At 58.6% G+C, this 15,325-nt stretch carries 14 protein-coding genes, 2 tRNA genes and 1 pseudogene; 9 read left to right on the top strand and 8 right to left on the bottom strand.

Going from position 1 to position 15,325, the window contains the following annotated elements:
• From Q0Z94_RS04620 to Q0Z94_RS04610, 3 genes and pseudogenes are all read left to right on the top strand, one after another.
• Nucleotides 1-98: pseudogene (locus Q0Z94_RS04620) on the top strand (IS1595 family transposase); the annotation flags it as partial.
• A 53-nt stretch (nucleotides 99-151) separates the two neighbouring features.
• Entirely contained in the window at nucleotides 152-610 is a 459-nt protein-coding gene (locus tag Q0Z94_RS04615; protein ID WP_298067850.1) for a phage regulatory CII family protein, read from the top strand.
• Between the two features lie 173 nt (nucleotides 611-783).
• Nucleotides 784-1,962, top strand: coding sequence for a site-specific integrase (locus Q0Z94_RS04610; RefSeq protein WP_298067849.1), 1,179 nt, complete (start codon nucleotides 784-786; stop codon nucleotides 1,960-1,962).
• A 33-nt stretch (nucleotides 1,963-1,995) separates the two neighbouring features.
• On the opposite strand, the gene Q0Z94_RS04605 is transcribed toward Q0Z94_RS04610, so the two are convergent.
• The 6 genes from Q0Z94_RS04605 to Q0Z94_RS04580 form a co-directional block, all read right to left on the bottom strand.
• A tRNA-Glu gene (locus Q0Z94_RS04605) sits at nucleotides 1,996-2,072 on the bottom strand.
• Between the two features lie 12 nt (nucleotides 2,073-2,084).
• Nucleotides 2,085-2,159, bottom strand: a tRNA-Gln gene (locus Q0Z94_RS04600).
• Between the two features lie 91 nt (nucleotides 2,160-2,250).
• A complete protein-coding gene (locus Q0Z94_RS04595) occupies nucleotides 2,251-2,868 on the bottom strand; it encodes a phosphatase PAP2 family protein (RefSeq protein ID WP_298067848.1) in 618 nt (205 codons plus the stop codon).
• A 75-nt stretch (nucleotides 2,869-2,943) separates the two neighbouring features.
• Nucleotides 2,944-3,723 (bottom strand): tRNA 2-thiocytidine biosynthesis TtcA family protein, encoded by a 780-nt coding sequence (locus Q0Z94_RS04590; RefSeq protein WP_298067847.1) that lies wholly within the window; start codon nucleotides 3,721-3,723, stop codon nucleotides 2,944-2,946.
• A gap of 78 nt (nucleotides 3,724-3,801) precedes the next feature.
• Entirely contained in the window at nucleotides 3,802-5,334 is a 1,533-nt protein-coding gene (locus Q0Z94_RS04585) for a leucyl aminopeptidase (protein WP_298067851.1), read from the bottom strand.
• 307 nt (nucleotides 5,335-5,641) lie between these two features.
• Complete coding sequence (locus tag Q0Z94_RS04580; RefSeq protein WP_298067846.1) at nucleotides 5,642-6,394, bottom strand: pseudouridine synthase; 753 nt, start codon at nucleotides 6,392-6,394, stop codon at nucleotides 5,642-5,644.
• Nucleotides 6,395-6,527: 133 nt separating this feature from the next.
• On the opposite strand from Q0Z94_RS04580, the gene Q0Z94_RS04575 reads away from it, so the two are divergent.
• The 3 genes from Q0Z94_RS04575 (at nucleotide 6,528) to Q0Z94_RS04565 (ending at nucleotide 8,372) form a co-directional block, all read left to right on the top strand.
• Entirely contained in the window at nucleotides 6,528-7,187 is a 660-nt protein-coding gene (locus tag Q0Z94_RS04575) for a lysophospholipid acyltransferase family protein (protein WP_298067845.1), read from the top strand.
• Nucleotides 7,184-8,080: a lysophospholipid acyltransferase family protein gene (locus Q0Z94_RS04570; RefSeq protein WP_298067844.1), complete on the top strand. Its 897-nt coding sequence runs from the start codon at nucleotides 7,184-7,186 to the stop codon at nucleotides 8,078-8,080. The genes Q0Z94_RS04575 and Q0Z94_RS04570 overlap by 4 nt, the downstream gene beginning before the upstream one ends.
• 127 nt (nucleotides 8,081-8,207) lie before the next feature.
• Nucleotides 8,208-8,372 (top strand): hypothetical protein, encoded by a 165-nt coding sequence (locus Q0Z94_RS04565; RefSeq protein WP_298067843.1) that lies wholly within the window; start codon nucleotides 8,208-8,210, stop codon nucleotides 8,370-8,372.
• Between the two features lie 82 nt (nucleotides 8,373-8,454).
• Here Q0Z94_RS04565 and Q0Z94_RS04560 read toward each other — a convergent pair whose 3' ends face one another.
• Entirely contained in the window at nucleotides 8,455-10,122 is a 1,668-nt protein-coding gene (locus Q0Z94_RS04560) for a sulfatase-like hydrolase/transferase (protein WP_298067842.1), read from the bottom strand.
• Between the two features lie 155 nt (nucleotides 10,123-10,277).
• Here Q0Z94_RS04560 and Q0Z94_RS04555 point away from each other — a divergent pair, with 155 nt between their 5' ends.
• Nucleotides 10,278-10,625, top strand: a complete 348-nt coding sequence (locus Q0Z94_RS04555) for a helix-turn-helix transcriptional regulator (RefSeq protein WP_298067841.1) — start codon at nucleotides 10,278-10,280, stop codon at nucleotides 10,623-10,625.
• A 141-nt stretch (nucleotides 10,626-10,766) separates the two neighbouring features.
• On the opposite strand, the gene Q0Z94_RS04550 is transcribed toward Q0Z94_RS04555, so the two are convergent.
• Nucleotides 10,767-11,720, bottom strand: coding sequence for a LysR family transcriptional regulator (locus tag Q0Z94_RS04550; protein ID WP_298067840.1), 954 nt, complete (start codon nucleotides 11,718-11,720; stop codon nucleotides 10,767-10,769).
• A 530-nt stretch (nucleotides 11,721-12,250) separates the two neighbouring features.
• On the opposite strand from Q0Z94_RS04550, the gene Q0Z94_RS04545 reads away from it, so the two are divergent.
• Both Q0Z94_RS04545 and Q0Z94_RS04540 read left to right on the top strand, forming a co-directional pair.
• Complete coding sequence (locus tag Q0Z94_RS04545) at nucleotides 12,251-13,231, top strand: TAXI family TRAP transporter solute-binding subunit (RefSeq protein ID WP_298067839.1); 981 nt, start codon at nucleotides 12,251-12,253, stop codon at nucleotides 13,229-13,231.
• A 167-nt stretch (nucleotides 13,232-13,398) separates the two neighbouring features.
• A complete protein-coding gene (locus tag Q0Z94_RS04540; RefSeq protein ID WP_298067838.1) occupies nucleotides 13,399-15,288 on the top strand; it encodes a TRAP transporter fused permease subunit in 1,890 nt (629 codons plus the stop codon).
• Nucleotides 15,289-15,325 lie beyond the last annotated feature (37 nt).

Below are 15,325 nucleotides of genomic sequence, written 5' to 3'. Positions count from 1 at the left end.
ACTGGTTCCTCAAGGAATGCGAATGGCGTTTCAATGGAGGCGATCATAAACAACTCCTAACTCAGCTAACTTATTGGATAAAACAGACAAAACATTAGTCTTAGCTAGGACAGCCCCAAAGTTTTTCCGTAATATACGAAGGAGGTCTTGCATGAGTCAGGAATCCCTCACTGCCATCCTCCACCAGGATGTAAAAGCGGCCCCCAGCAAGCGTACTGCCAAAGAGCTCGCCTCTATGGTCGGCCGTGACTACCAGACTTTGATGTCTGAACTGTCCCGCCAGCCGAACCATAAACTCGGCGCGGATCTTGTCCTGCCGATCATGCGGCTTACGGGAAGCATGGCAGGGCTGAAGTATTTGGCGGCGGGAATGAACGCCGTGTGCGTGAAGCTGCCTTCGGGTGAAAGCGTTCGGCCTGTCCATCGGCAGTGTCTGGCGGCAGTGGATCAGTTCGGACAGCTCATGCGCTCCATGGCGCAGGCTCTGGAGGATGACACCATTACTCCGCGGGAACGCAATGAGATACGCTCCAAGGGCTATGATGCCCTAGCGGCCATCGTTACGCTCCTGAAGGTGGTGGACCTGGATGCAAACGAAGAACTTTCCTGATTCCGCTCCAGCTCCAAAGAGATACCATCCGGACGACATCCTCTCCCTGGCGGAGCTCTCGGCAGCCTTTCGGCTTGACCGAAAGTGCGTAGCGCGGCAAGCTCTTGAACTCGGTGGCAAGCGCTTTGGACGCCTCTGGCGATTTCGATGGGGCACGGTGATGGAGGCTTTCCATGCCAACTTTGAGACGAGACAGAGGCAATGCCTGGATGGCCAGAGCCCTTGTGGATGGGCAGCAGGTGGCCAGCAGGCTTTTTCCGCCAGGCAAGAAGTACGGTCCCGAATGGCGGGCCGCCAAGCTCTGGGAAGAGGAGGAAGTTCGGCGGTATCGGACGGGCCGGGCTCAGCAGGAGACCCCTACGGACTTGGAGCTCTTCTTGGCCTGGGGAAATAAGTACCTGCACCATGCCGAACGTACGCTCGGACGCTCAACCTTCGTGGAGAAATGCACCGTTATGAAGGCTTTTCTGAAGTTCTGCGCAGAGCGAAACGTCACAGCTCTAGCTCAAGTGGGAGCGCCGCTCGCCCTTGAGTTTCTGAGCGGCATCGAGCAGGAAAAAGGCCCGGACCGGGCCAATCGGTACAGGAAAAACATGCTGACCGCATGGAAATGGGGCCGGCTGTTCGTCGAGGGCTTCCCGCTCTCGGAGCCTTTTGCGCAGGTGCCGCTCTTCCCCGTCGACAGGGGCGAACGCTACGTTCCGCCCGAAGAAGACGTGGTGAGCGTCCTCCGTGTGGCAAAAGGCCAGGATCTGGTCATGCTGCTCACATTCTTTTTTACCGGTGCCAGAAGAGGCGAAGTCTTCCGGCTCTCCTGGCAAAGAGACGTCGACCTCGAAGCCGGTAAAATCCGGCTCGTCGACCACAAGGGCCGCGACCGCCGCGAACGGGTGCGCTGGTACGATATGCATCCCGAACTCCTGAAGGCCCTGCGCTGGTGGCACGAGGTGCGTCCCTGCAAGGTCGACAACGTGTTCATGCAGACGCATTCCTTTTCCAGCCTCGGCCTGCCGTTCACGCAGCGTATGCACTTCATGGAGCGCATCTGCAGAAAGGCCGGAGTGAAGCCGTTCGGCTTCCATGCCATCCGTCACAAGTCCGCCGCTCTCGTCTTCCAGGCTGTCGGCCTGAACGGGGCGCAGATTCTGATGGGGCATTCCCGCGCCACGACCACGGACATCTATGTCCGCAGCTGTGGCCTGTATTCGGATCAGGGCGAGATTCTGGCTGCTCTTGGCCAGAGTTCCATCGGCCAGGCGGCAGAGGATCTTCTTAAAAACTTTATGCCCCATGAGCAGCAATCTCATGAGGCATACTGTAACCAGACCGATGTAACCAGCGTGGTTCAATAACGGTCAAACTTACGTTAACTATTGATTTCATTGTGGCGTCCCCAGGCGGATTTGAACCGCCGTTGACGGCGTGAAAGGCCGCTGTCCTGGGCCGGCTAGACGATGGGGACGTGTGCTACCTATGGCTGGGCTACAAGGACTCGAACCTTGATTATCGGAGCCAGAATCCGACGTCCTGCCAATTGAACGATAGCCCATCGGTGAGGAAGAGAAATATCAGAATCGCCGCAGATGTCAAGCAATTATTTTCGCTCTCCCGCAACTTTTTTTAACCGCTTTCCAGGTGAGTCAATGCAATCGTCTGTGGGAAGAAAAGCGGATGAAGATGAGATGGCATATCCACCAGACGGCAATGACGGACAGCACTCCTATAAGCCAGCCGACAATGATGTCCGAAGGATAGTTCTTTCCCACATAGATCTGAGACAATCCCACACTGAGCGGCAGCAGGTAAACCCAGGGATTCGAGCGATAGAACAGCAGTGAAAGCACCACCGCCACGGCCATGCAGGCCGCAGCAGGGGACGAGGGCATGGAGCCGCCCAAGGCGTCCGCCTCAGTGGTGTGGTGATCCACGACAATCCACTGCTGATCCTCGGCCACGTAATAATTGCTGCCCAGTACTTCCTGACAGGGACGCTCCCGGCCGATGGAGTGCTTAAGTGTGCTTGTGGTAACATCGGTCACACCCACGGACAATCCTACCAGCAGGATGAGCATGAGTACGCGCCCTACGGGTTCCAGAGAACTGCGCCAGCAGTGTATGGCGTAGGCAACAATGCCGATGATCGCGCCCAGCCACATGAGCCACACCTGCGAAAACACCGGCATGAAAAAGTTAAAAAAGGCGTTATGAGCAGAAACGTTGATGATATGAAACAGCGTTTCATCTATCAGGGTAAACATAGAAAGCCTCGTTGAGATACGAAAACGGACGCCATCCCTGCCCTCTCAGTCTCACGACCTCCGGCACGGTGGCGATTAGTCTACGCCGTCCTCCCCTGTCCAGTCAATCCGGGCCTTTTCGTTCAGCTCGAGCTGCCAGCGCGCCAGGCCGTTGAACACGTTCTTCCGCCTGACCTTGCTCCCGCCGCACATGGCATCCAGAACGTCCAGCATCCCCGTGCGCCTGGTGCTGCCTGCAGAGGGGCAGGCATTCGCGAAGACCGGCAGTTCCCACTGCCGGGCCGCCCGGACGATTTCAGCCTTGGGCAGAAGCAGGAGCGGACGTATGACCTGAAGCGCACCGCCGAAAAACGGCTCGCTCATGCTCATACCCGCCACCTTGCCGGTCTGGACAAGATTCATGAGGAATGTTGTCACCAGATCATCGTTGTTGTGCCCGAAGGCGAGGTGTGTGAGCCGGTATTCCGCGCACAGGGCAAAAAGACGTTTTCGCCGCAGCCTCGCGCAGTAAAAGCACGGAGAATGCCGCAGATTTTCTTCCGAGTGGCCGCGCGGCCCGTAATCCGTTACTTCCACATGTCCGGCAATGCCCTCCCGTGCCAGCCAGCGAACCAGCGGCGCATGGCTGGCAGGCTCGAAGCCGGGATTCAGGTGCAGTGCCATAAATTCAAAGGGGAACGGCACGATGCGCTGCCGAAGCTGCATAACCTTGAGCAGGACAAAGCTGTCCACACCTCCAGACACCGCCACGCCCACACGGGCTCCGGGGCGCAGCATGCCGGTCTTCTGCATGGCCTTGCCCGCCGTCTTGACACAGACCTGCTGCGCATAGCTCAAGCTACGGATTTTACTCATAAAATTTCGATGGCCGGACAGAGACAAGCCCCGCCGTGTCTGCAAAGTTTTCCGCAGGTGGAAACACCTGTGCCCTGCTCACTGGAGCGGTTCGCTCTCCGCCAGTGCCGCACTGAGAAGCGTTCGTACGCCGAAGCCTGTGGCCCCCTTGGCGTTGATTGGGTTTTCGGCATTGTCCGCCGCGGCCATGTCGATATGCGCCCAGGCTGCGCCCGCCTGCACGAACTGCTGAAGGAAGACCGCCGCATGGATGGCCCCGCCTTCGCGGATGCCGGAATTGAGCAGATCCGCACAGGGGCTTTTAAGCACAGCCAGGCTTTTTTTCGTCCACAGCGGCAAGCGCCAGCTGCGCTCGCCGAGTTCCTCGCCTGCACGGAGCAGAAGATCGGCAAGCGCTTCATCGTTGGCAAACAGTCCGGCGGCATCCGGGCCGAGGGCCACGGCGCACGCACCGGTCAGCGTGGCGATGTCCAGAAGTCGGGCAGGGTGGAACTGATCCTGCGCCCAGGACAGGGCATCGGCCAGCACCAGACGGCCTTCGGCATCGGTGTTCACAATCTCTATGGATTTGCCGCTGCGGGCCACCACCACGTCGCCTGGGCGGGTGGCATGACCTCCGGGCATATTCTCAGCGCAGGCCATGACCGCCACCACGGGCTGAGCCGGCGTCCGGAGCGGAGCCATCTGACCGAGTGCCTCCATGACGCCGAGTACCGCGGCCGCGCCGGACATATCGCCCTTCATCTCTTCCATACCCTTGGCTGGCTTCAGGCTGATGCCTCCGGAATCGAAACAGAGTCCCTTGCCCACGAAAACCACGGGACGACGGCCTTCCGTGCCCCTGGGAGTGTATTCGATAACCGCCAGCTGCGGCTCCTCCGCAGAGCCTTTGGCCACAGCCAGATACGCGGCCATGCCCTCGGCTTCCAGCTCCTTGCAGCCGAGACAGCGGAAAGTCATGCCGTATTTCGAGGCCAGTTCACGAGCTTTTTCCGCAAAGATGGAAGGCGTCATAACGTTGGCGGGATCGTTGGCCAGATCGCGGGCAAGAACGATACCGGAAGCCTCAGCTTCGGCCAGGCGGACGGCAGAACGTACTGCGTCATCCACAAACTCACCTTCCAGCATCAATCCCAGCCAGCGGGGATCGGCGTGAACGCTTTTTTTCTCCAAAAAACGGTCGTAGCGATACAGCGCGAGGAACGAGGCGACCACGGCTTCCCGAACCAGCGCCGCCAACGGCAGGGACAGCTTTTCCGCCACGCGGGCAAGCGCCGTCCCGTCCAGCCCCACGGTCTCCAGATCATATTCCCGGCACTGGCGCAGCGCCCGGCCCACGGCATAGCGGAATTCCGTCAGGCAAAGTTCATCTGCTCTGCCCAACCCCGTTTCAAGGACGCGGGACACGTTCATGGCCGCAGGACCGTAGAACATGACCTGTTCCTCGCGTTTGCCGCGAAAATCGCGCCAGGCGGGAGCGATGGACAGCCACGGCGCGGTTTCAAGAAGAACAGCTCCGACCTGTTCCGCGCCCTCGCCCTCGAACGCAAAACTGACCATGACGTCGGCTTTCCAGCGTGCTGCGCCGCCAGTCTGAAAGCGTATTTCCATAAACAATAACCCTCATTATTAAGGATAGAAAAATATTGCGGCTCGATTCACCAAGTTTCAATCCACAGTCGCCACATCCGCCGACTGCCCCGCTTCTGCGGCGTAACCATGTTTGCCGGCAGAGCCGGACAAACACGCCACCTGCGCTATCAGCTCGCTGACGCTCGCGCCTCCGGCGGTTAAGGGAGGGAGGGGTTACGGGAAAGGATTTCATCGGCTTCGCCGTTTTGTCAATCACTCTTTCCCTCCGCAAGAGGGACTCAAATCTAAAAGCTGGAAAGAGACACGCCCGTGAACATTCCGCCCGTCACAAACCCACGGCGCGGCGCAGTTCAGCCACTTCATCCCGCGTCAGCGGACGCACCCTGCCCACGGGCAGCTCGCCCAGACACAGCGGGCCTTCCTGCACGCGCTTCAGCCGCAGCACGGTGAAATCCACGTCCCGGCACATACGGCGTATCTGGCGGTTCAGGCCCTGATGCAGGGTCATTTCCAGCATAACGCCCCTTGGGCCGGAGTCCAGAATACTGGTTTGCACCGGCGCCAGGCGTTCGCCCTCGGCCAACGTCATGCCGCGCGCCATCAGAGAGAGCGCCCGCCCCACGGACGCTTCCCCCCGTTCCGGGCGCACCAGTACATGGTAGACCTTGGGCAGGTGCCAGCGCGGGTGCGTGAGGCGGTGAACGAGAGAGCCGTCATCGGTGAGCAGGAGCAGTCCTTCGGAAAAATAGTCCAGACGGCCCACAGGATACAGACGGCGCTGCGCCCACGGCTCGGGCACGAAATCAAGCACGGTCTCCCTGCCCTGCGGATCGCGGACGGTGGACACCACCTGCACGGGCTTGTGCAGCATGAGCCAGCAATGTTCCGTCTCCTGATTCCGCGTCACGCGACGCCCCTGCACGACAAGGCAATCTTCGGGAAGAATCCGTTCGCCGGGATTTTCCGCCCGGCGGCCGTTGACGTACACGGCTCCGGAAAAAATCAGCTCATCGGCTCTGCGGCGCGAACACACGCCGGCATCGGCCAAAGCCTTGTTCAATCGGATCCCTTCGGACACGGTGTTTCCTCCCGGCACAAAAAAATGCTTTTCAGTTCTGGCTCATCGGGATAATGTGGGCTATCCTGATTCACGTCAAGCGCAATTTCTCTCCGGAGTCTTTTGTCCTAACGCCTATCATCAAAAGGATTCCATGCACCTTCCTCCTTCCGTCAACAGCGCTCTTCTTACCGGCATCTACTCCGCCATCTGCGCGACGCTCCGCATCCGTGAAGAAAACCGAAAGGTCGTGGACGAATACCACGCCCAGGGGCGGCGGCTGATCTTCTGCCTGTGGCACGATGAACTTTTCTCCCTCATTCCCGTCTCGCGCCAGCTCAAGGTGGTGGCCATCGTCAGTCCCAGCAGCGACGGCGCAGTTCTCACCCGCATTCTCGCTTCAAAGAACGTGGGGGCCGTCCACGGCTCCAGCACCCGCGGCGGGGTGCGCGCCCTGCTCACGCTCGCCCATATGATGAAGAAAGAACTGATCCACGCCTGCATCACTCTGGACGGTCCTCTGGGACCGCGGCACAAGGCCAAGGAAGGCGCTCTCTTCCTCGCCAACCGCACGGGGGCACACATTCTGCCGGTGCGCATCTTCGTGAAGCATCACTTCCACCTGCCCACATGGGACAAATTTCAGGTTCCGCTGCCCTTCAGTAAAGTCGTCATCCGCTTTGGTACCCCATGGGGGAATGGCGGGGAGGAAATCCCGAATATCGAAACACCCACACTGGAACGGGCAAAGGTTCGTCTGGAAGACGAACTGCACCGCCTCGGGCAGGATCTCATTCCCGGAGAAAAAGCATGACCATCGCCGAATCCCTGCGCTACCGCCTGCTCACCGTGGCGGGTGCGCTGCTCCGCCCCCTCGGGTTTCAGGGAACGGCACTCATGGGTACCGCTCTGGGTGATGCCATCTGGCACTTTATTCCTTCCCGCCGCACTCTCGCAGTGGACAGCATCAAAAAACACCTGAACGTTGAAAACGACGAAGCAGAACGTATCGCCCATGAAAGTTTCCGGCAGAACGGCCGCTCCTTTCTGGAAATCCTGCTTACGGGAAAATTCGGTTTGGACTCTCCAAAGCTGCGCATCGCCCAGCCCGAACTCATGGAGCGACTCTGCGCCTGCAAGCGCCCCATCGTGGCCACCACTGCGCATTTCGGCTCCTGGGAACTGCTGGCTTCCATGCTCGGGCAGCTCTACGCTCCTCCGCGGCCGCGCATGGTGGTCGTGCGGCGCTACGGCGATGCGGCCGTTCAGCGCTTCATCGCTTGCTGTCGCGAAGCCACCGGCGCGGACATGGTAGGTCACAGGAACGCCGCTGCTCCGGTCATCAGGGCCTTGCACAAAAACGGCATCGTCGCCTTCCTTGTTGACCATAACGCGCTGGCTGCCGAAGCCCGCTTCATCCCCTTTCTGGACGAAACAGCAGCGGTGAACGCCGGTCCCGCCATCCTCGCCCTGCGCGCAAAAGCGCTGGTCTGGCCCGTGGTGCTCGCCCGCGAGGGCCGCAACTATGTCTTTCTTCAGCGTCCGCCTCTGGATACCGCCACGCTCACCGGCGGCATCGAGGAGAACGTCCACACCGTGGCGCAGTTCTACACACAGGCTGTGGAATCCTTCATCCGTGAACATCCTGAACAATGGTTCTGGATGCACGAACGCTGGAAGACCCGCCCGCCCCGACAGCATAGCTAAAGCATCAAGCGGATTGCCCCTCTCTGAAGCAAGGGGTTACGGAAAAGGATTTCATCGGCTTCGTCGTTCTGTCCATCACACCTCTCCCCCTGAAGGGGGGAAGTTTCAAACCTCAGGGGAACTTTTGATGAGCCGTTTTATACTTCGCGGTTTTCTTATCGGCAGCTCCATCGGGATCTTCGCCGTCCTCTTCGGCTTCCTGAACACGGCGGAAGGCGTCGTTTTCGGAGCGACGGCAGGTGTACTCGCCGGATACACGTCAGGACGGCTTGCTTCCAGACTGAAAAAATAGCCTATGGGACGCGGAAACTCCCACGAAAAAAAAGACCCCGCTCACATCGGAACGGCGTAACTTTCAGCAGTGCAGCCCCCCCTCAGCGAACGCAGGCCGAGGCTTTCTCCCGCTCAGCGGGATAACGGCTGTCGTAGTCAACACCGTGGATGATACGCGGCCTGGGCGCAAAGTCCGATGAAAGGGGCGAATCCTTCCAGTGCGGCGAAGGAAAGGACACTCCGCAGAGTTCGAGCATGACGTAGGGTGCGGCGTCATTGACAAAGGGCCTGTGCCTGGCCGCAAGGAACCGCCGCACCTCTTCCGGCGTCAGGCGCGCACGATACGACGGGGAGAGCCAGAACAGGAAGGGAATATCCACATAGTAGCGGGACTCCATGGAATCGTGATGTCCGTGATGTTTGCGAGTGTCGTACACCTCTTCGCCGTGGTCGGAAAAAAAGAGCAGCGCACTGTTCGGCACGGTGCGCAGACGCTTGATGACGGCAGCAATGATGTGGTCGGTATACACGATGCTGTTGTCGTAGTGATTGATGTACTTTTTTGCACTGCCGGTGAACCACGGCTTCTCCTGAATGTCTCCTCCGCTGATGAAACGAGAGAACGCCTCGGGATAACGAGAGGCATAGTTGACGTGCGAGCCCATCGTATGCACGAAGACAACCCGTCTGCCCGCGGGCGAATCCTGAGCGAGAACGCTGTCGAGAGCGGGTAGTATCTTATCATCGAACTGACGGATGTAGCCCTGATCCCCCCCTCTGTTCAGATAGATCTTTCTGTCCGCTCCGGTGACCAATCTGACTATCATGTTGGTGTCGTCGATGGTGGTCTGATTGGAAATCCACACCGCCTCGAAGCCGGCCTGCCGGAATACGTTGACCAGGGGAAGTTCCCCGACGCCGGGAACATCCCGGCAGGAAAGCGCCGCCGCGACGCTGAGCGTCGTTCTACCGAAGGGGCTTATGGCGTCATCAAACACGAAAAGCTCGTCCTGCATGGCTGCAAGTTCCGGAGTGGTGTCGCGGAAATAACCGTACAGTCCCCAGTGATGACGGCTTGAAGATTCTCCGATGAGCACGACCAGCGTGACCGGCTCCCTTCCTGTGGCAACGTCAGGGGCACGAAGTCCGGCAGCCTTCTTCATGTAACCTTCGAGATCTTCCATGGTCTCCCTGTAGTTCTGCCAGCTTGAGACGAGTTGCCATGCAAGATTGTCCTTGGCGAGCCTCGGAAGCTTCCCAGAACCGTACAGTGCAAAGAACACAGCAAGAAGCACAACACCACAGAACCGGGCCGCAGAAAAGCCAGACGTGCGTATCAATCGCAGTGCCCGGCGCAGCAGTACCAGCGGAATAGTAAAGAGCGCCAGCGCATACAGCAACGCCGTCACGGAAAACTGTGAACCTAGAAATTCCAAGGACTCGCTGAGATTGCTTTCAAAAATGGCATACAGCGACTGCTGGGAAATCGTCGTCTCATAATAAAAAAGGTGCATCCCGGCCAGCAGTGCGGGAACAAGCAGAAGCACCGTCACGGAGGGAAGCCAGATCCGCGCCAACCGTTTCCAGAACAGCGCAGGAAGAAAAAGAAACAGCGTAACAGGCAGCCCGTTCAGAAAACAGCGCACGGGAAACCATACGGGCGTCTGCACAAACCAGAGTGCATGAACGAGGAAAAAAACGGAAACAGCCAGAAGGAAAACAGCGATGGGAAAACGCCAGTCTGCCTTTTTGGGGATAACGAACTTCATCTTGACTTCTCTGCGTTGAAAACAAAGGAAATAGCCAGAGAACGGCGCGGGAAGTTTCGTTATACGTCATCAAAATATGATATACAATGTTAATTTTTAGCGGAAAAAAGTCTGCTATCCTTTTCTCTTCAATTTTCAAAATGAGACAGGGCAGCATGACCAGGCAGAGCATAGCCAGACTGACAGCGGAAAATATTGTGCGCAGGCGAAAGGAAGCAGGACTCACGCAGGCGCAGGTCGCCGAGCGACTTTCCGTGGAGAAGGAAAGCATTTCCCGCATGGAAAGCGGAAAAATCGCGCTCAGCCTCGAACGGCTTCAGCAGTTTGCCGAGATATACGGGTGCACGGTGCCCGATCTGGTCAGGGACGATTCCGCCGGCCTTGGGGCACAGGTGCAGACCATCGCCGACCTGCTCGCCCTGCTGAACTCCGAGGAACGGCAGGCCGTCATCCGCTTTGTCGGCGAGGCCGTACGGCTCTTTAAAGCGAAAGAAAAAAACTGAGCCTCAGGAGAGCGCGGCAAACGTGATGTGAACGGCGCACTTCCAAAACACACCGCTTCAGGGAATACATGCACAGGTACATCAGCCCCGCACGGAAAGCAGCAAACAGCTCCGTGCTGCCTGTCGCAGGGAGAGGAAACGTCAGCGGGCCAGTTCCCGGATTTTGGAAAGTCCGTCCTTGAGTTCCTCGCGCATTCTGGCGATGAGCGCCGCGGCCTGCGGGCTGAGATGCTTGTGATGCCGGAGCAGTATGCCGTTGTGGACTGAAGGCAGTATGCCTTCCAGTGGATAGGCGCGCAGCCCTTCGCCCAGATTGCCGTATTTGCTGGCCAGAAGGCAGAGTTCGTCCATGACGGCAACGCCCATCCCCTGCTTCACATACCTGAGCATGAGATGGTAGTTGTTCACGCTGAGTACGGTTTGCAGCGGCTGGGAAAGCGAGGCCAGAGACGTATCGAAGTACGGATCACCGCTCTCTTCCATATTTTCGGCCAGAAAGGAAATAAACGGCAAACGGAGCAGATCTTTTTCCGTGGGTCTTTCGGGCAGGCCGAAGTCGTTGTCTTCGCGGGCGATGAGCAGAGGCTGCGAGGTGAACAGGTCTTCCATCTGACAGTTCGGTACCTCACGGGTAATGCCGGTCAGTCCAAAGTCCACACGCGATGTCAGTACATCCTCGACAGTCTCATAGGGCAGAGCGCGGCGGATCTTAATGCGCACGTCGGGATGATCCGCGCGAAACGCGGCGATGATGCGCACCGCCTGCGCCGAAAACGGCAGATTACTGGAAATGCTGATCGTTCCGCGCAAGATGCCTGAAGGCGAACTGATGTCAGATCTCATGCCGCGCAGCAGCTCAAAGGTGGAAATCGTCCAGGAAAGCAGCCGTTCCCCCTCCGGCGTAATGTGCAGCCGCTTCATGTACCTGTCGAAAAGAACCGTGTTCAGCTGCTCCTCAAGCTGCCGGATCTGCCAGCTTATGGTGGACGGGTTCCGGTTCATGAGCTGTGCGGCCTTGCGCACGCTGCCGGTCTGCGCCGTGTAGTAGAAGCCCCTCAGAAGCTGAAAGAAATCTCCGCTCAGTTCCTCTATCATATACTCTCCCTCCGCGCCTGTGTTATCCCGTAGTTTCCGGCAAGTCCCAGCGAACGGATTCCCGCAGTTCCGGTCTTTTCTCCCAACACTGCGGCCGAAACGCCCGCAGACAAACCGTCATACCTTGTGCGTTTTCAAACAAAGCCAACGCTCCAAACACACCGCCTTGCGCCGGATTTTCGGGCAGTATCGTTCCTTTTTCTTCAAACTGCCCGCTGCTGCCCCAAAAAATTCTCCGCCCCGTCTGCTCGCTCTTCTTTTTTCACCACTCCTACCGAAAATTCCCGAAAAATTTCTAAAAAAATAAAAACTCAATATTTCAATAAGTTATATCTATAACCCTTTCTTTATCACACAACGAAAGATTTTTTGAAAATCAGAAAAAAAACACATGATTTTCGCCAGTTAGCTTTGATTTTTTACAGAAGACCTTTATTGTACAGTTTTATCGAACAATACATAAATTTTTTCAAATTGACAAGACAAGGTGGTTTATGGATTATTTTCACAATAGCAATCAGGAGGCACTTATGGCTCGTCTTTCTTTCAAGGCTCTGGCAGCGTGTGTGCTGGCTCTCGGACTTTCCGTTCCGGCTCATGCGGCGACCGTGGAAATTCAGGCCGGCATCTTCGGCGGAACCCTCTATCAGATGAGTTACGCCCTGACGGAAATCCTCAAGGTTCATGCTCCCGAAATCACGGCCAGCGCCGTGGAAACCAACGGCACAGGCATGGGCATCACCAAGGCTTCCCAGGCCCCCGACCGGCGCATCGTCGCGGGTACGCTGGTTCCCGTCATGGAAGCCCGCGCCGGGCTCCCGCCCTATAAAAAGGCGTTCACCGGACTGAAGCTCATCGGCAACATGAGCGAGAACATTCAGACCCTCATCACCTTCAATCCCGACATCAAGACTATCGAAGACCTAAAAGGCAAACGCATCGGACTCGGCCCCAAGCCCACGGTTCTCGGACACAACCACGCCTCCATCGTGTCGGCTGCCTGTTCCGACCCCAAGTCTCTTTCCTTCGAGTACATGAACTGGGGCAGTATGCGCGACGCCATGCTCGACGGCTCCATTGACGCCATGATCCTCGGCGTAAGCTCCCGCCAGACTCCCCCCTGGGTTCCGGTGGCCGTGTACGGCGAACTCGTTGCTTCCCGCGGCACGCCTCATTACATCGACATTCCCGCGGATGCGGTGAAGAAGGCCGCCGAACAAGACAAGATCGCCTACGAATGCAAGGACGTTCCCGCGGGAGCCATCAGCGAAAACGTGCCACCGAAGGCCGTCCCCTGCTGGCGTGACCTGCTCGGACTCTATGCCTTTGACGAACTGGACGAACAGACCGCCTACACCATCGCCAAGGTGCTCTATGAACACTGCGGTGAAATGGCAACGTATTCTGCCGCCGCAAAGGGCGTCTGGCCTGAACTCATCGTGCCCACCGTGCCCGACGACATGATCCACCCCGGCGCCCTGCGCTTCTACAAGGAAAAGGGACTGCGCTGAGCGCATTCCGTGCGCCGGTTCCTCTGCTCCGGCGCACGGCTCCCCCTATCGGCCCTCTCCTTCACTGACCGGCGTTCCCGAACCGGCATAACTGTCCGCCCTGCTCCCGGTAGAGACGGAATGTCTGCCCGCACACCCTTTTCCCTCGTTCACACAGAGAGGAATACATGGAAACGGCAAAGAACAACGTGGTACGCATACTCATGGCAGGCGTGGCTCTCGCCATGGCTCTGTACCACCTGGTATATACGCAGTGGATGATCCTGGGGCCCATCCAGCATCAGAACCTGCACTACATGATGGCCCTCGTGCTGGTCTTCCTCTGGGCGTTTACCAAACAGAAGACCACGCTCGGCAAGGCCGCTGTGGTGCTGCTTATAGGGCTTTCCATCTACGCCACGGCCTACATGTTCCTGAATTACAGCGGCCTTCAGGAAGAGCGCGGTCCCATGCTGGATCTCACCGGACAGGATATGCTGGTGGGTGTGCTGCTGGTGGGGCTGGGCATCGAGGCTTCCCGGCGCTCCTTCGGCTGGGTTTTCCCCATCGTGGCGCTGTGCTTCATCGCCTACGCCGTGTTCGGCCATAACCTGCCCGGCCCGCTCCAGTCGCCCCGCATCGGTATTGATGAACTGCTCGTCAGCTACGGGCTTGACCTTTCCGGCGGTATCTACGGACAGGTTCTCGGTATCAGCGCAAACTACATCTTCCTCTTCGTACTCTTCGGCAGTCTGCTCGGCGCAACCGGTGCGGCCCGATTCTTCAATCAGGTTGGCATGCTCACCGGCAGTAAACTGGACGGCGGCCCGGCCATCACCGCCGTGGTGTCCAGCGCACTCATGGGTTCCGTGACCGGCAGTGTCATGGCCAACGTAGCCGCCACCGGCGCGTTTACCATTCCCCTGATGAAGAAGGTGGGCTACAAACCCTATCAGGCCGGAGCCATCGAAGCAGCCGCTTCTTCCGGCGGGCAGATCATGCCGCCCGTCATGGGAGCCACCGCCTTCGTCATGGCCGAACTTGCCGAAGTACCCTACGTCACGGTCATGGCCGCGGCACTCATTCCTTCCCTGCTCTACTTCCTCTCCGTGGGAATGTACGCCCAGCTTCAGGCGAAACGCCTCGGCATCCGCATGGATCCCAGTGACATCGCCGCCTTCTCCTTCCGCGCCTTCCTCCACGATGCACCCATCTTCGTTCTGCCGCTGCTCGCCATCATCGCCCTTCTGGTCATGGGCTACAGCCCCATGTTCACCATCTTCTGGGCCATGATGCTGCTGCTTGTGCTCAACGTCATCGACATCGCCACCTCCAAAAGGTACGACCAGCTCAAGAACATCCTTCCCGCCTTCATCGACGGCGCCGTCACCGGTGCCAAGATCGGCGTCACCTGCGCCGTGCTCGGCCCCATCATGACCACCGTGACCAAGACACTCCTGGGCATCAAGATCCCTCAGCTCATCGTTCTGTGGTCTCAGGGCAGCATCCCGCTCGCGCTGTTCATCACCATGTGCGTGTGCCTGATCCTCGGCATGGGCGTTCCCACGCTGGCCGCCTATCTGCTCGTTTCCATGGTGGGCATTCCGGTACTCGTCAACATGGGCGTGGATCCCTTCGCCGCGCATATGTTCGTTTTCGTCTTTGCCTGCTTCTCCTGCCTCACCCCGCCCATCGCCATCGCCGCCCTGCCCGCCGCGGGCATCGCGGGTTCCTCCTACATGCGGACGGCGCTGGAAGCCTCCATGGTCGGCGCCGTGGGCTTCGCCATTCCCTACCTGGTAGTGGGCCGCCCCGCCCTCATGCTCGGGCAGGGTCCGTTCGGTGAAACGCTGGCCGTCTCCATCGTGGGCGTATTCACGGTCATTGCCTTCTGCATGATGATCACCGGCTACGGTATGCGCCCGCTCAGACTGCCTGAACGCTGGGGACTCGCCTTTGTCGTCGCACTGTGCGGCCTCTGGATCGGCGCGGGACAGCTCCCCTTCCTCCTCACCGGACTGGCCGTCTTTGCCGCACTCCTCGCCCTCCAGTTCCGCGGTCGCAGAAAGGCGGCCTGACCTGCCTGCATTTTTTCTGACCACAGGATTTTCCTAT

It is taken from the genome of uncultured Mailhella sp., assembly GCF_947631555.1.
Taxonomy (GTDB): Bacteria; Desulfobacterota; Desulfovibrionia; order Desulfovibrionales; family Desulfovibrionaceae; genus Mailhella.
The sequence above is the reverse complement of the archived record's forward strand: the minus strand, read 5'-3'. Positions and strand labels throughout refer to the sequence as shown.

Excerpts from the sequence above, each read along its gene's own strand:
- Q0Z94_RS04615 (WP_298067850.1), top strand. The coding sequence starts at position 152 with ATGAGTCAGGAATCCCTCACTGCCATCCTCCACCAGGATGTAAAAGCG.
- Q0Z94_RS04610 (WP_298067849.1), top strand. The coding sequence starts at position 784 with ATGCCAACTTTGAGACGAGACAGAGGCAATGCCTGGATGGCCAGAGCC.
- Q0Z94_RS04595 (WP_298067848.1), bottom strand. The coding sequence starts at position 2,868 with ATGTTTACCCTGATAGATGAAACGCTGTTTCATATCATCAACGTTTCT.
- Q0Z94_RS04590 (WP_298067847.1), bottom strand. The coding sequence starts at position 3,723 with ATGAGTAAAATCCGTAGCTTGAGCTATGCGCAGCAGGTCTGTGTCAAG.
- Q0Z94_RS04585 (WP_298067851.1), bottom strand. The coding sequence starts at position 5,334 with ATGGAAATACGCTTTCAGACTGGCGGCGCAGCACGCTGGAAAGCCGAC.
- Q0Z94_RS04575 (WP_298067845.1), top strand. The coding sequence starts at position 6,528 with ATGCACCTTCCTCCTTCCGTCAACAGCGCTCTTCTTACCGGCATCTAC.
- Q0Z94_RS04570 (WP_298067844.1), top strand. The coding sequence starts at position 7,184 with ATGACCATCGCCGAATCCCTGCGCTACCGCCTGCTCACCGTGGCGGGT.
- Q0Z94_RS04565 (WP_298067843.1), top strand. The coding sequence starts at position 8,208 with ATGAGCCGTTTTATACTTCGCGGTTTTCTTATCGGCAGCTCCATCGGG.
- Q0Z94_RS04560 (WP_298067842.1), bottom strand. The coding sequence starts at position 10,122 with ATGAAGTTCGTTATCCCCAAAAAGGCAGACTGGCGTTTTCCCATCGCT.
- Q0Z94_RS04555 (WP_298067841.1), top strand. The coding sequence starts at position 10,278 with ATGACCAGGCAGAGCATAGCCAGACTGACAGCGGAAAATATTGTGCGC.
- Q0Z94_RS04550 (WP_298067840.1), bottom strand. The coding sequence starts at position 11,720 with ATGATAGAGGAACTGAGCGGAGATTTCTTTCAGCTTCTGAGGGGCTTC.
- Q0Z94_RS04545 (WP_298067839.1), top strand. The coding sequence starts at position 12,251 with ATGGCTCGTCTTTCTTTCAAGGCTCTGGCAGCGTGTGTGCTGGCTCTC.
- Q0Z94_RS04540 (WP_298067838.1), top strand. The coding sequence starts at position 13,399 with ATGGAAACGGCAAAGAACAACGTGGTACGCATACTCATGGCAGGCGTG.